Annotated in this window: 16 protein-coding genes and 2 tRNA genes; 11 read left to right on the forward strand and 7 right to left on the reverse strand. The window is 36.2% G+C overall.

Going from position 1 to position 12,926, the window contains the following annotated elements:
* The first annotated feature begins 6 nt into the window (after nucleotides 1–6).
* The gene (locus QM538_02960) at nucleotides 7–660 is read left to right on the forward strand and encodes a flavin reductase family protein (protein ID MDI9347442.1); all 654 of its coding nucleotides are present in this window, start codon (nucleotides 7–9) and stop codon (nucleotides 658–660) included.
* Between the two features lie 13 nt (nucleotides 661–673).
* Here the strand turns inward: QM538_02960 and QM538_02965 are convergent, their stop codons facing one another.
* The gene (locus QM538_02965; GenBank protein ID MDI9347443.1) at nucleotides 674–1,840 is read right to left on the reverse strand and encodes a peptidoglycan DD-metalloendopeptidase family protein; all 1,167 of its coding nucleotides are present in this window, start codon (nucleotides 1,838–1,840) and stop codon (nucleotides 674–676) included.
* Between the two features lie 74 nt (nucleotides 1,841–1,914).
* Between QM538_02965 and QM538_02970 the strand changes: the two genes are divergently transcribed.
* Genes QM538_02970 through QM538_02985 form a run of 4 tightly spaced genes read left to right on the forward strand, consistent with a single transcriptional unit; the run spans nucleotide 1,915 to nucleotide 4,571 of the window.
* Complete coding sequence (locus QM538_02970; protein MDI9347444.1) at nucleotides 1,915–2,280, forward strand: rhodanese-like domain-containing protein; 366 nt, start codon at nucleotides 1,915–1,917, stop codon at nucleotides 2,278–2,280.
* Nucleotides 2,270–2,848 carry a protein-export chaperone SecB gene (locus QM538_02975; protein MDI9347445.1) on the forward strand — a complete coding sequence of 193 codons (579 nt, stop codon included), beginning with the start codon at nucleotides 2,270–2,272 and terminating at the stop codon, nucleotides 2,846–2,848. The genes QM538_02970 and QM538_02975 overlap by 11 nt, the downstream gene beginning before the upstream one ends.
* A gap of 16 nt (nucleotides 2,849–2,864) precedes the next feature.
* The gene (locus tag QM538_02980; protein ID MDI9347446.1) at nucleotides 2,865–3,872 is read left to right on the forward strand and encodes an NAD(P)H-dependent glycerol-3-phosphate dehydrogenase; all 1,008 of its coding nucleotides are present in this window, start codon (nucleotides 2,865–2,867) and stop codon (nucleotides 3,870–3,872) included.
* 18 nt (nucleotides 3,873–3,890) lie between these two features.
* Nucleotides 3,891–4,571 (forward strand): ion channel, encoded by a 681-nt coding sequence (locus QM538_02985; GenBank protein MDI9347447.1) that lies wholly within the window; start codon nucleotides 3,891–3,893, stop codon nucleotides 4,569–4,571.
* Between the two features lie 357 nt (nucleotides 4,572–4,928).
* Here QM538_02985 and QM538_02990 read toward each other — a convergent pair whose 3' ends face one another.
* Nucleotides 4,929–5,834, reverse strand: coding sequence for an AEC family transporter (locus tag QM538_02990; GenBank protein ID MDI9347448.1), 906 nt, complete (start codon nucleotides 5,832–5,834; stop codon nucleotides 4,929–4,931).
* A 51-nt stretch (nucleotides 5,835–5,885) separates the two neighbouring features.
* Between QM538_02990 and rpsT the strand changes: the two genes are divergently transcribed.
* Nucleotides 5,886–6,170 (forward strand): 30S ribosomal protein S20, encoded by a 285-nt coding sequence (gene rpsT / locus QM538_02995; GenBank protein ID MDI9347449.1) that lies wholly within the window; start codon nucleotides 5,886–5,888, stop codon nucleotides 6,168–6,170.
* 1 nt (nucleotide 6,171) lies between these two features.
* Here rpsT and proB read toward each other — a convergent pair whose 3' ends face one another.
* Genes proB through rplU form a run of 4 tightly spaced genes read right to left on the reverse strand, consistent with a single transcriptional unit; the run spans nucleotide 6,172 to nucleotide 8,938 of the window.
* The gene (gene proB, locus QM538_03000; protein MDI9347450.1) at nucleotides 6,172–7,299 is read right to left on the reverse strand and encodes a glutamate 5-kinase; all 1,128 of its coding nucleotides are present in this window, start codon (nucleotides 7,297–7,299) and stop codon (nucleotides 6,172–6,174) included.
* Nucleotides 7,296–8,285, reverse strand: coding sequence for an Obg family GTPase CgtA (cgtA, locus tag QM538_03005; GenBank protein ID MDI9347451.1), 990 nt, complete (start codon nucleotides 8,283–8,285; stop codon nucleotides 7,296–7,298). Before cgtA ends, proB begins: the two co-directional genes overlap by 4 nt.
* Nucleotides 8,286–8,321: 36 nt before the next feature.
* A complete protein-coding gene (gene rpmA / locus QM538_03010) occupies nucleotides 8,322–8,582 on the reverse strand; it encodes a 50S ribosomal protein L27 (protein MDI9347452.1) in 261 nt (86 codons plus the stop codon).
* Between the two features lie 20 nt (nucleotides 8,583–8,602).
* Nucleotides 8,603–8,938 (reverse strand): 50S ribosomal protein L21, encoded by a 336-nt coding sequence (gene rplU / locus QM538_03015; protein MDI9347453.1) that lies wholly within the window; start codon nucleotides 8,936–8,938, stop codon nucleotides 8,603–8,605.
* A gap of 41 nt (nucleotides 8,939–8,979) precedes the next feature.
* On the opposite strand from rplU, the gene QM538_03020 reads away from it, so the two are divergent.
* Nucleotides 8,980–9,948: a polyprenyl synthetase family protein gene (locus QM538_03020; protein ID MDI9347454.1), complete on the forward strand. Its 969-nt coding sequence runs from the start codon at nucleotides 8,980–8,982 to the stop codon at nucleotides 9,946–9,948.
* On the opposite strand, the gene QM538_03025 is transcribed toward QM538_03020, so the two are convergent.
* Complete coding sequence (locus QM538_03025; GenBank protein ID MDI9347455.1) at nucleotides 9,945–10,880, reverse strand: NADP-dependent oxidoreductase; 936 nt, start codon at nucleotides 10,878–10,880, stop codon at nucleotides 9,945–9,947. The two genes, QM538_03020 and QM538_03025, sit on opposite strands and share 4 nt — an antisense overlap.
* A 110-nt stretch (nucleotides 10,881–10,990) precedes the next feature.
* Between QM538_03025 and QM538_03030 the strand changes: the two genes are divergently transcribed.
* The 4 genes from QM538_03030 (at nucleotide 10,991) to QM538_03045 (ending at nucleotide 12,924) form a co-directional block, all read left to right on the forward strand.
* Nucleotides 10,991–11,064: transfer RNA gene (locus tag QM538_03030), tRNA-Pro, on the forward strand.
* 54 nt (nucleotides 11,065–11,118) lie between these two features.
* Nucleotides 11,119–11,619: a hypothetical protein gene (locus QM538_03035; GenBank protein MDI9347456.1), complete on the forward strand. Its 501-nt coding sequence runs from the start codon at nucleotides 11,119–11,121 to the stop codon at nucleotides 11,617–11,619.
* Nucleotides 11,620–11,639: 20 nt separating this feature from the next.
* Nucleotides 11,640–12,530: a phosphoribosylaminoimidazolesuccinocarboxamide synthase gene (locus QM538_03040; GenBank protein MDI9347457.1), complete on the forward strand. Its 891-nt coding sequence runs from the start codon at nucleotides 11,640–11,642 to the stop codon at nucleotides 12,528–12,530.
* A gap of 318 nt (nucleotides 12,531–12,848) precedes the next feature.
* Nucleotides 12,849–12,924 (forward strand) — tRNA-Phe (locus QM538_03045).
* The last annotated feature ends 2 nt before the right edge of the window (nucleotides 12,925–12,926 follow it).

Raw genomic sequence — 12,926 nt, forward strand, 5'->3', positions numbered from 1 at the left:
TTCCAAGTGCTCATCAACCCACAAGATCTCAAACGCAGTCATAGTTATGCTTTAACTATTGCTTCAATCATTCCAAGACCCATCGCTTGGGTTAGTACATTAAACAAAGACTCCCAACCCAACCTCTCCCCATTTAGTTTTTTTAATGCAATCACTAATGACCCGCTCACCTTAATGGTAAGTATTGGCCGTAGAAAAGGCGAGCGAAAAGATACCGCTAACAACTTACTTGAAGTGCCCCAAGCGGTTATTCACATACCCACAGAAGATTTTTTACACCATGTTGTGCTATCTTCGGCCGATTTTGATAAATCAATAAATGAATTTAATGAAGTTGGATTGACCCCTATTGCTTCTGAGATAGTCAAACCATACAGGATAAAAGAACTTCCATTGGCTATGGAGTGCGAGGTAGTTAAACACGAACTAATAGGAAATGAACCTAACGATGTATTTTTTTTTGAAGTTCGTTGCATGCATATCGATGACGCACTAGTAGATGCTAATATGATTCCAAAAACTTCATTATTTAACGCGCTCGGAAGACTAGGACATGGCGACTATGTCAAAGTCAATAAAAATACCGCTACATTACCTAGACCAACTAGTCCGGAGGAAGTGAAAAACAAAACATGGCCTCCTCAGATTAGAAAAACTTAGTCTTATAAGTTAGTTAGCGTATTTTCCGCAACCAAGCAACTGCGTTTTCAGAAGTACTTGATTTTCTTATTTCAAAATATGCTATGTTTTTAGTTTTTCTTTCAGACAATTCTGAAAGCCCATAGCTCCCACCAATTATACCAATCACTTCACCCTCAGCAACTTTATCACCCTCTAACTTAAAAATACTTTGGTTGTAACCATATAGTGTGTAATACCCATCACCATGTTCAATAATTACTAACATTTTAAAACCAGGAAACGCATCAGCAAATACAATTTTGCCATCATATACCGCACTAACATAACTCCCATTATCAACCGATATTTCAACCCCCACCCCTATAGCACTTGAACCTTGTTGTATTATTTTTCCAACTACTGGCCAACGCAACTTACCACGCATCGCGGAAAAGCCATTGGTGCCGCTTCCTGTAAAACCCGCTCGTTTTTCCTGTTCTATTTTTTTAATAATTGATATAATTCTGTTGTAATCGTTATTTTTTTCTTGGATTTGTTTTTTTTGATTGTTAATCATAGTTGCTAGTTTTTTTACTGTAGTTAATTTTTCAGATAGCGACGATCTAGTTTGGTTATATTTATCTGCGTAGTTTTGTTCATTTTTTTTAATACCACCTAATGAAGCTAATTGTTTTTCATGAAGTAGATTTTGACGAGTTCGTATCATTTTTACTTGCTCAATGCTTGACGCCTCTTGTTTAGCTAAATAAGCAAGTGTCCCGCTTTGTAAATTATACTGTGATGGGCTATTGCTAGAAGAATATATTATTGCATTAGAAGAAATTCCCCGAGAAAGCAACCCCCATCGTAACACTATTATTTTTTTTAACCGCTCTCTATGATAATTTAAATTTGCATCATTTTTGGCAATTTCAAGCTGTAATTCTTCTACCGAACGTTCTAATACTAATTTATTTATTTTATATTTTTCAATTTCATAGATGGAAGTTGAGATTTGTTTTTCCATAATTAGTATTTTCTTTTGTTCACTTGAATATTTTTGTTCAGTCGTGCTCAAAATCTTATTCTGCATTCGTATCTCAGATTCAATCTTATTTTTTTGCTTTTGATAATCTGCATTTTCAGCAAACGACGTATAGGCTAACCCTACCGATAGCACAAAAGATAAAATAATTTTATAAAATAATGATATAATCAAACTAACCTCTGTAAACAGCTATGATAACATTTATTTCAAACCATTATTTATTAATAGGCAGTTTACTATTTTTTTTGGCAATACTACTCACCTTTGAATATTTTAGAATAAAACAAAGTGTACCGCTTTTATCGCCTTATGAAGTTGTACGCATGATGAATCAAGATCAAGCAATTCTAATAGATATACGAAGCACGCTTGATTTTGAGAAAAAACATATCACTAATGCAATACATGTCAATGCTGCAGATTTACAAAAACAAGAGCCCCTCTTACTAAAATACAAACAACAGCCACTTATAACATACTGTCAATTTGGAGTCAGTTCAAAAGCTTCAGCGGAACAGTTAAAACAACTTGGGTTCTCACAGGTGTATAGCATGCGAGGTGGCCTACAGTCGTGGGAATCCGATCATTTACCGGTGCAACATGGAAAATAACTCTGTTCAAAATAGCACTTCACCTAATAATCCTGCCCCTAAAAATACTACGCCTTTAGTTAGTCTTCACAAAACTTTTCTCCGAACGGTATTACTTGAATCGCCTGATCCAATTCGTTTTTTCAAAACGCAAAATTTAAAAATGCAAATTGATATGAATTTAAACACCAAGCTCTGGAATATTTCAGAGACAGAATTTGAATTTCAATTACTTGCAAACATTAGAGCTGATTTTCAAGGCTCAACTGTGTATTTATTAAACCTTACACAAGTTGGTTTATTTAGCATCGAAGCATCTACTTTAAGTGAACAAGAAGTACAAAAAATAATCTATAGCCTCTGTCCTAATGCCTTAATTCCATACTTAAGAGAATCAATTTCAGACTTTACCCAAAAGGCAGGTTTCGAGCCACTTTTGATCAATCCGATAAATCTTGAAGTGGACTTTAAACGAGTTGTAAAAGATGGTAAAAATGAACAGTTTATTAAAGGAGAGCCTCAAAACCCTTCTAGTAGTAATACATTACCCTTAAATATTAAACCTGGCAAAAAAAATTCAGTCCACTAATAGTCATCATATTGTTATAGGCGCGGGAGCGTATGGAATTGCACTTGCATGTTGCTTTTCAAGAAATAAAATTCCTGTCACGGTATGGCACCCCAATCAACAACACTGTGAATTTTTAAACCAAACGAGAGCTAGCACTAGGCTGATTGGATTAATTATTCCAGAAACCATCACATTCTCACATTCGCTTTCTGAACAATGTAACAAGGCTCACAGCGCAACTATAGCCTTGCCTTCCCGAATTCTAAATCAAATCCTAAACGACGCAATCTTGAACAATATAAACGAGCAAGAGAATTTCATCAAAGCACTAGGACAAGTCTCACTAATAGTCAATGCAAGTAAAGGAATAGGTGAATATCACAACCAGTTTGATTGGTATAGCAATGTGTTTAAGCGCTTACTGCCTCAGATTAATTACGCACAACTATCAGGACCTACCTTTGCCAATGAACTTGCCGCTGGAAAAATTAGCGCCTTAACACTAGGGTGCGATAAAAATGACCTCACTCTTTCATATCAACAAGCGCTCAACTCAACTTCACTTAGAGTATATCGTAATCAAGATATTCGTGGCGTTGAGATTGGAGGCGCACTCAAGAATGTTCTAGCAATTGCCTGCGGTGTTTCAGATGGCTTGGAACTAGGGCACAATGCTAGAAGTGCTTTGCTTACGCGTGGCATAGCAGAGCTAACAAGAATTGGCGTACAGGCAGGAGGCCAAGCACAGACATTTCTTGGATTATCAGGTGTTGGAGACTGTGTGCTAACCTGCACCATTGATAATTCTCGCAATCGGCAATTCGGCATAAAACTAGCCAAGACAGGATTATCAGTAACAGAGCTCCTGCAACAAATTGGCACGGTTGAAGGAGTACAAACTGCCTCTAAAATTCCTGCAATAGAATCTAAATACCAGTGTGAATTACCAATCATGCATAGCGTTTATAAAATGCTCTATGAGGCAGTTCCGGTCAGCAAAGTGCTTGCTGAACTTTTGGCCAGACCGTATGCTGATGAGTAGAATGGTTTAAAATTTAATATGCCTATTCAACATATTCGTCATTACTTCAATACTTTTTATCACTTTGAAATTAATTTACTTACCGCCCTATCAACAATTTTTGCAATATATACGGTAATTTTATTACTTTTAGAGCAATTTACTAACCTCAATCCTGAAATCATTAGGATTATTGTATGGGTTGATCTTTCTGCTTGTCTTATATTTTTTTCTGAGTTTTGTTATGGGCTTTGGTGTTCACCAAGCAAATCCCAATATTTAAAAACACACTGGATTCTGATTTTTACCTTTATTCCAATTGTTGAATCCTTACGCTTTACCCGTATATTTATTGTAATACGAGTGATACGATTATTGATAATCACAAACCATGCTCGTAATTTTTTCTCATACCGTCGTAATTATGAAATAAAAATGCTTTTCACTATTGTGCTAGCTATCTATATGGTTAGCCTTAGTATTTTCACAATTTTGATACTTCATGTTGAGGCTGGTGCCCCTGATCAGAAAATAATAACTGCTGAAGATGCAATTTGGTGGGTGGTTTCTACAATCTCTACTGTAGGTTATGGTGATGTATATCCAACAACATCCGCTGGTAGAGTAGTAGGGATGTTTCTCATGACTATTGGAGTTACATTATTTGCAACATTAAGCGGCATAGTCAGCTCTTGGCTTTTTCATATTCGCAAAAATTAAGTTCCACTATCTTCATAGCTGCCACTATTTTATCGTCAGCAATGCTACCTCCGACACCTGCAATTCAGTACAACTGCGACCAAGTTTAATCGAGTAGTTGATATCTGTTGATAAATCAAATAGTTGCACGGGGATTGATAAAATATTTTGTTTGGAATAAATTAAGCGTTCATCAATTTTTTTATTTTCGTTCGCAATAATAAATGAATAGAATTTAGGAAACCATTCATATGTACTGCAAGTGAGATATATGGAAAGGTAATGATACCTTTGATTATTAATAAGGTAAAGCAAATATTAACAGTGATTTTTTGTATTGCATAAACAATTCAACAGATATTGTTGGTGGATTAGTTTCTATAATATGCTTAAAATATAAATCGGAACACTAATCATCATCACAAATATACAAATAATTACTAATGAGGTTGCAAATTTTGGAGCGATGCCAGCACTATAAATGAAAAAGTAGCCGCTGATTGAAGGTGGCATGAGCGCTTGAAATACACCAATATCTCTTTGGTTGGTTGGTATTTGGAAAAATGAGTACATGATAAAAATACTAATGGGCATGATAACCATTTTCCAACCAACTCCAACAAGAAGTGGGGCAACATGCGTTTTATCAAATTTTAAGTTTAATTGAAGTCCAATTCCAAACATACCTATAGGGATAATACTAGCCGCAATAAATGAAATAGCAGGTGTGAGTATAGATGGGATGGGCGCGTACTTTGAAATAAATACAGAATAAATAAATGCAATAAATGGGGGAAATAAAAATATCTTAAGAATAAATCTTACACGACTCTGATTAATGTTTGTTTGTTTAAAAAACATTATTTGTAATGGAATAATGAGACTAACGAAGAAAAAGGTAACTAACTGATCATAGAGTACTGCATAAAATTGAAATTCGACTGGAAAAAATTGCTTTGTAAGCGGCAACCCAAAATATCCAGTATTTCCAGTGCTACATAACACGGTGATAACAAAAACAACTTCATACTGCCATTGGAAATACTTGCCTAATTTTTTAAGGCATTGAAAAGTAATAAAAATCCATAGCCAAGGAACAAGAATAAATAAAAAAATCTGATAGGTTAGATCGTGAATTGGTGGCATAAGCAAAATAATGCAAGGAAACCCAATATTAATTATTCCACGGCTCAAAAACATCCCCATATTATCACTATTGGATATATAATTTCTAAGCACAATTCCGCAGGAAAGTGCGATAATAATCTCAAGAAAAACACTCATTAATTGGCACATTTTAATTGATTTTTCAGCTATAATATCCTACTTAGCAAAATGGCAAATACCAAATCAGCAGAAAAACAAGCCCGTCAAGCAATCAAACGGCATAAATTTAATCAATCGCACCGTTCCTTAATGCGAAACTCTATTAAAAAATTGCTTATAGCAATTGATCAGAGTGCTAAATCAAAGGATGTAACCCAATCTAATAAACTCTTTCGTGAGCTACAATCTATTGTTGATTCTCTAGCTAGAAAGGGTATTATTAAACCTAATAAGGCTGCAAGACATAAACATCGTCTTAACCTTAAAATTAAAAACATAGCACTTAAGAAGTAAATTACTCTAGTACTAAGTTATCTCGGTGAATTAGTTCAGAATCCCCTTCATAGCCAAGAATGCTTGCAATCTGATTACTTGGTTTCTGTAAAATTTTTATGGTTTCTTCAATACTGTAATTTGATATTCCTCGAGCAATAACTGCTCCATCTATATTTACACACAAAACCACTTCGCCTCGTTGAAAATTACCCGTACAATTAACTACCCCTACAGGTAAAAGGCTTTTTTTTAGTTCTGTGATTGCTGATACAGCACCTCCATCTAATATTACAGTGCCGTTTGCCTTTAGTTGCGCCCTAATCCAATGTTTTCTAGCAGTATCAGCTAGCTCCGAATTGTAAAGCACCGTACCAATTGGAGCGCCAGAGATAATTTGTTTTATGATTTCTCTTCTTTTACCATGCGCTATAACTGTTTGGGTAGCCGATCGAGAAGCCAATCTAGCAGCCAACACTTTTGATTTCATGCCACCTCGTCCAAGCGCGCCTTCCTTCCCTGCGTATGATAAAAGCAAGGTGTCATTAACCGGTGCATGCTGAATGAGCTCTGCGTTAGGATTTAACTTAGGATTTTCTTTATATAATCCTTCTTGATCGCTGAGCAGTATCAATACTTCTGCCCCAATGAGGTTGCAAATAAGCGCAGACAAGGTATCATTATCGCCAAAGCGAATTTCGTCAATGGTAACCGTATCATTTTCATTGACAATAGGAATAACTTGCATCGCTAGTAATGTTTCAAAAGTGGAACGAGCATTTAAGTACCTCGCTCGATCGTCTAAGTCTGCATGGGTAAGTAGAATTTGAGCACAGGTGAGTCCTACCTTTGCAAAAACATGGTCATAAATATTCATTAATCCACTTTGACCTATTGCAGCTAACGCTTGTAATTCAAGAACTTTAGTAGGTCTTTTAGACAGCTTCATTCTCGCCATTCCTACTGAGACTGCTCCAGAAGAGACGAGTACTATATCCTTGCCTGCTGCACGTAGCGAAGCGATATCTGAGGTCCACTGTTCAATCAATTCTGAATCTATTCCCGTTCCTTGTGCTGAGACAAGATTTGATCCTACCTTAATTACTATTCTTTTTGCAATAGCAAAATGATTTCTAATTTGTTCAATCATACTTGTTTAATCACTTCTTCCATTAACTCATTACAACCTTTGCCAGTAATTGCGACAGTAGAAACCACACCTTGATAGTGTGGGTTTTGCATTAGGATACTATCAATTAATTCCTGTGGGTTTTGTGTTTCAACACAATCGACTTTGTTCAAGGCAATAATTCTTGGTTTTTGCAATAAAGAAATATCATATTGCGCTAACTCATGCTCAACCACGAGTATATCTTGAAGTAATGTTGTTGAGGATGCATCTAATACATGTACCAGCACCCGACATCTAGTCGTGTGTTTTAAAAATTGGATACCCAATCCTACTCCTTGTGATGCCCCAGCAATTAATCCCGGTAAATCTGCTAATACATATTCCTTTTCACCGTGATGGATCCAAAGACCAAGCTCAGGGTACAAAGTAGTAAATGGATAGTTTCCAACTTTTGTTGCGGATCTAGTAAGAAATCGTAAAAGTGAAGACTTACCAACATTGGGCAAGCCAATAAAACCAACATCAGCGAGGATTTTTAACTGCAATTGTAATACGCGCTCTTCACCTAGTTTACCTTTGCTTGACTGTCTTGGGGCTCTATTTACAGAACTTTTGAATCTTGCATTTCCGATTCCATGCCAACCACCCTGGCAAACAATCGCCTGTTGGTTATGATTAATAATATCAGCAATGAGCTCTTCTGTTTCTTTGGCGTAAACCTGAGTTCCAACCGGCACTTTAATAAATAAATCGTTTCCAGATTTACCACGCCTAAGTGCGCCCGATCCAGAATGCCCCGATTCTGCTTCAAATATTGTTTGATTTCTAAAATCTAGGAGAGTTGAAATATTTTCATCGCCTAATACAAAAACCGACCCCCCATCACCACCATCGCCGCCATCTGGACCACCGAATGGCACAAACTTCTCTCTACGAAAACTTACCACTCCATTGCCACCGTGACCAGCTCGCACGGTAATGACTGCCTCATCTACAAATTTCATTAATTTTACCCTACCAAGTAGGTGCGAAGCGTCAAGCTACACTTGAGCTAGTACTGAAACGGTGCGATTTCTTCTGGCTGAACGGATAGAAAATTCCACTTCACCATCACACAGAGCAAACAAGGTGTGGTCTTTTCCAATGCCTACATTTATACCTGGATGAAACTGGGTGCCACGCTGTCTAACTAAAATATTGCCCGCAATTACTCTTTGACCTGCGAAGCGTTTAATACCTAATCGTTTAGATTCCGACTCTCTTCCATTTGCGGTCGAACCGCCTGCTTTTTTTTGTGCCATAGTATTATCTCCGAATTCCGTTATGCTTTAGAAATAGCAGTTATCGCGACCTCAGTATATTTTTGACGATGTCCTGCTCGTCTTTGGTAGTGTTTTCTCCTTTTAAATTTAATGATTTCAATTTTTTTAGCTCTTCCTTGTGATCTAATTTTCCCGGTAACAATTGCGCCTTGAACATGGGGGGAACCAATTAAAACCTCATCCCCATTCTTAAGAAGTAAGACTTTATCAAAAACCACATCTTGGTTTTCAGGTAGATCAATTTTCTCAACTCGAAGTAAAGTTCCAACTGATACAAGGTACTGCCTTCCACCTGTTGCGATAACTGCGTTTTGCACGATAACTGGGTTCTGCATAGGGCAATCATTATAACATGCTAAAGGTATAAAATGAAACCATGGATGTATTAACAAATGCACTGCAGCAAGTAGACCAAATCATTATAAACTCGTTGACCAGTAATGTTAAACTTATTAATGATGTCTCTAAATATATTTTTGAGCTAAAAGGAAAACGGGTTAGGACAAAACTTGCACTTTTAGCTGGGTTGCTTTTTAACCCCATTTCTAACCAATCGTTACTTAACGCTAGTGCCATTGAGTTACTTCATACCGCCACGCTATTACATGACGATGTCATAGATGAATCTACAGTACGAAGAAAGCGAAAAACCACGAATGATATATGGGGTAATAGCGCAGCAGTATTGTCAGGAGATTATCTATACGCAATAGCCTTTACATTACTTATCAAAACAAACTCTTTACACACTCTAAAAATTGTTTCAGATAGTGCGAAAAACATTACTGAGGCAGAAGTATTACAACTTAGTATGATTAAAAACTTTTCACTTCAAGAGAAAAGCTATCTAGAAATAATAGCGGGGAAAACAGCAGCCTTATTTTCAGCTAGCATGCAGTCAGGAGCACACCTTGGACAGTGTAACAAAGAACAAGAAGAGCTATGTGCGCAATTTGGTTACCGTCTTGGGTTAGCTTTTCAATTAATTGACGATTGTCTTGATTATTGTGGCACTACTGAAACTTGGACTAAAAACACTGGTGATGATTTGTCTGAAGGTAAAATAACCCTACCTCTCATCTATTTTTTACAAGACGCAACACCTTCGCACTGTAACAAAATACTAGCGCTACTACAATCTCACGACCCTGCCACAATTAAAAATGATCCATATTTTAATGAAGTTGTGCACGAAGTTTCAGTAAGCGCAGCTATTAAAAAGACATACACCAAAGCTGAAAATTATATTTCTAGCGCAATGGAAGTGCTTATGTGTTTACCTGATACCACTTCTCGATCGGAGCTATCAAAACTAGCTAGCGAATCAATTAAAAGAGTGTTTTAGTAACTCACCTGAATAATAATTTTACCCTTCGCTCTATTTGTCTCACAATAAAGATGCGCCTCTTCAAATTCTTCAAAATTAAATACGGTATCTATAACTGGTTTGATGTGTAATGATTCAACTTTACTTACAATCTGTTGTAATATACTTGCCGAAGGTAAACTACTAATTGATTTATAAATAATATTGGGGTATTTTTTCTGGTAAGCTGAGTCTTGGGGTGGTTCTATAGAAATATACTTCCCTTTATCCTTAACAACTCTAGATGCTGTATCCAGATAAGCGCCGCCAATGGTGTCAATTACTAAATCAACGTCTTTAATTGAAGTCGCTAAATCTTCTATATCATAAGCAATCGCCACGCTCGCGCCTAACTCTTTAATCATAGCCACATTGGCACTTGAGCAAACTCCAATAGTCATATTGACTTTATAGCTGGCGATTTGCACTGCTAAACTTCCAACTCCACCTGACGCGCCTATGATTAATACCTTTTCATTGCCCTCTAATTGTCCGAGATCTATCAAACTCCGCCATGCTGCAATACCTGCAGTCGGCAATGAAGCGGCTTGAAGATGGTTAATATTTTTAGGTTTTTTTACGAGATGGTCTTGATGTACTGCAACATACTCAGCGTAAGTTCCTGATTTCTCAATTGGATTTCTTCCAAAAACAAGATCCCCAACACGAAAATTTTCCACACTAGCACCAACAGAAACCACTTCTCCAGAAAAATCCAAACCAAGTATAAAAGGAAAACTTATTGATATTTGCTCTCTAAGAAAACCATTCCTAATTTTTAAATCGAATTGGTTAACTGAGGTAGCGTAAACTTTGACCAAAACTTCATTATCACTAATAGTTGGTATTACCACTTCTTTAATTTGCAAAACTTCATGGTTACCATAGCTATTTATAGCAATAGCCCTCATTTTTTGTCTCCTAAGTATTTGATTTAATTACATATTATTATAATTTAATTACATGTGTTTTTTAGGTGTAAATAGGCCGAGTTTCAGTATAATGTGCAAAAGTAACTATACGGAGTGTGGCTCAGCCTGGTAGAGCGCTGCGTTCGGGACGCAGAAGTCGGAGGTTCAAATCCTCTCACTCCGATCAAAGATACTCTAACAATCTTGCGACAAGTTTGTGGTATTATAATATATAAATATGGATCAGGGCAAAATAAACAGCATTCTTAACTCATTCAGGGATGGTTTTAACTCAGAAGAAAGCGGCGTGCCTTATGACCCCAACTTAACTAAATCACTTCAAAGCGATCATGAATTGCTTTCAGCTTCACTTAAAGATATTGAAAAAGCAATTGAATCATTGAATTTTCAGAAAATTGAGTATGTCATCAAGAATCAATTTAAGCCAGTCCTCGTCAAGCACTTAATCACAGAAAGTGTAAAGCTCTACACCTATCTATCACTCCATATAAAACCCTCTAGTGAGGAATATCCTTATATCACTAAAGTAAGAAAGAAAATGTACGATATTGGGCATTTAACCTTCAGATTTACGACGAGATTTTCTGATAGTAAGTTAATTGAACAAGAATGGGATGAGTTCTTAAAACAATTTGAAGAAGTTAGTTCAATTCTTTCAATTAGAATTGATGAAGAAGAACACACACTATATAGTTTATACGAGAAGTATAAAAACTAACCACTTTCTGATAGGTCCTGTTGGTAACTAATTCTAACCAAACAATTTCTTTTCCTCTCATTTCTAAAGGCAAAGTTAGAGACCTCTATGAGATAAGTTCTGACTCTCTGCTTATCGTAGCAAGCGACCGATTTTCAGCCTTCGATCATATTTTTAGCCAGCCATTTATACATAGTAATAAAACGCTTTATAAGGGTAAGATAATCACCGCATTTAGCAAAGAGTGGTTTACTCGATTACCATCCAAAATCAAACACCATTTTCTGAGCACAGATTTGAATTCCAAACTACCTGATACTCTCGCTTTAGAACATTCTGGACGCGGGATGATAGTTTCCAAACTCTATCCCATTCCAATTGAAGCAGTAGTTCGATCACACTTAGTTGGTACAGCATGGACAGAATATCAAAGTAGTAACTCCATTTGTAATATCTCCCTACCCAATGGCTTAAATAAATACGACGCGTTACCATACCCAATTTATACCCCAGCGTTTAAAGCACCAGTAGGTGAAAAAGATTATAACCTTAGCTATCAGCAAACCGAAGTGATAATTGGAACTAGGAACGCCCAAGAAATTAAAGAGTTTAGTATCACAGTTTTTAATTTTTTACAGAATTACTGTGCTGAAAAAGGCGTGATTTTACTGGATTCAAAATTTGAATTTGGTTTAAGTCTAAATAACGAGCTACTACTCATGGATGAGCTCTGCACTCCAGATTCATCGAGATTTTTATTAACTTCTGATTTTAATAAAAAAGTCATTCAGCATTATGATAAACAATATGTCAGAGAATATTTACTTTCAGAGCAATGGACAAAACAATCCAACAATTTTCAATTTCCATCTGCAATAATTGATGAATTATTGCAACGCTATCAGCAACTTTTTGAAAAACTGTTTTCATAGCCATATATAAAAAAACAGGGACATAGTATGTCCCTGTTTTACTACTACAAAGTTTTTTCTAATTTACTTCTTTTTCTTTGCAGTAGTTTTTTTCTTAGCAGTTTTCTTAACAGCTTTCTTTTTAGCAGTTGCCATTTTTTTACCTTTATTGGTGCTTCATGCAGTAAACCGACTTCATGTCTTAAGTATTTAATATACACTATAGACTAGCTAACTTTCAAATTAAAAAATAAAAAATAACTTTAATGGAAAATATTTTTTAACAATATGTGCATTACTCTTATTTACCATAGTAAAATGTTAAACCCAGTTTAGAACGGCCGGGTAGCTCAGTCGGTAGAGCAGTGGACTGAAAATCCTCGTGTCGGCGGTTCAATTCCGTCCCCGGCCACCATC

The organism is Candidatus Methylacidiphilales bacterium (assembly GCA_030054035.1).
Lineage (GTDB): Bacteria > Pseudomonadota > Gammaproteobacteria > JASGCS01 > JASGCS01 > JASGCS01.

Bases quoted from the DNA above. Each gene is read 5' to 3' on its own strand.
- rpsT (MDI9347449.1), top strand. From the start codon at position 5,886: ATGGCAAATACCAAATCAGCAGAAAAACAAGCCCGTCAAGCAATCAAA.
- QM538_03025 (MDI9347455.1), bottom strand. From the start codon at position 10,880: ATGAGGGCTATTGCTATAAATAGCTATGGTAACCATGAAGTTTTGCAA.
- rplU (MDI9347453.1), bottom strand. From the start codon at position 8,938: ATGCAGAACCCAGTTATCGTGCAAAACGCAGTTATCGCAACAGGTGGA.
- cgtA (MDI9347451.1), bottom strand. From the start codon at position 8,285: ATGAAATTTGTAGATGAGGCAGTCATTACCGTGCGAGCTGGTCACGGT.
- QM538_03020 (MDI9347454.1), top strand. From the start codon at position 8,980: ATGGATGTATTAACAAATGCACTGCAGCAAGTAGACCAAATCATTATA.
- proB (MDI9347450.1), bottom strand. From the start codon at position 7,299: ATGATTGAACAAATTAGAAATCATTTTGCTATTGCAAAAAGAATAGTA.
- QM538_02990 (MDI9347448.1), bottom strand. From the start codon at position 5,834: ATGAGTGTTTTTCTTGAGATTATTATCGCACTTTCCTGCGGAATTGTG.
- rpmA (MDI9347452.1), bottom strand. From the start codon at position 8,582: ATGGCACAAAAAAAAGCAGGCGGTTCGACCGCAAATGGAAGAGAGTCG.
- QM538_03035 (MDI9347456.1), top strand. From the start codon at position 11,119: ATGGATCAGGGCAAAATAAACAGCATTCTTAACTCATTCAGGGATGGT.
- QM538_02975 (MDI9347445.1), top strand. From the start codon at position 2,270: ATGGAAAATAACTCTGTTCAAAATAGCACTTCACCTAATAATCCTGCC.
- QM538_02985 (MDI9347447.1), top strand. From the start codon at position 3,891: ATGCCTATTCAACATATTCGTCATTACTTCAATACTTTTTATCACTTT.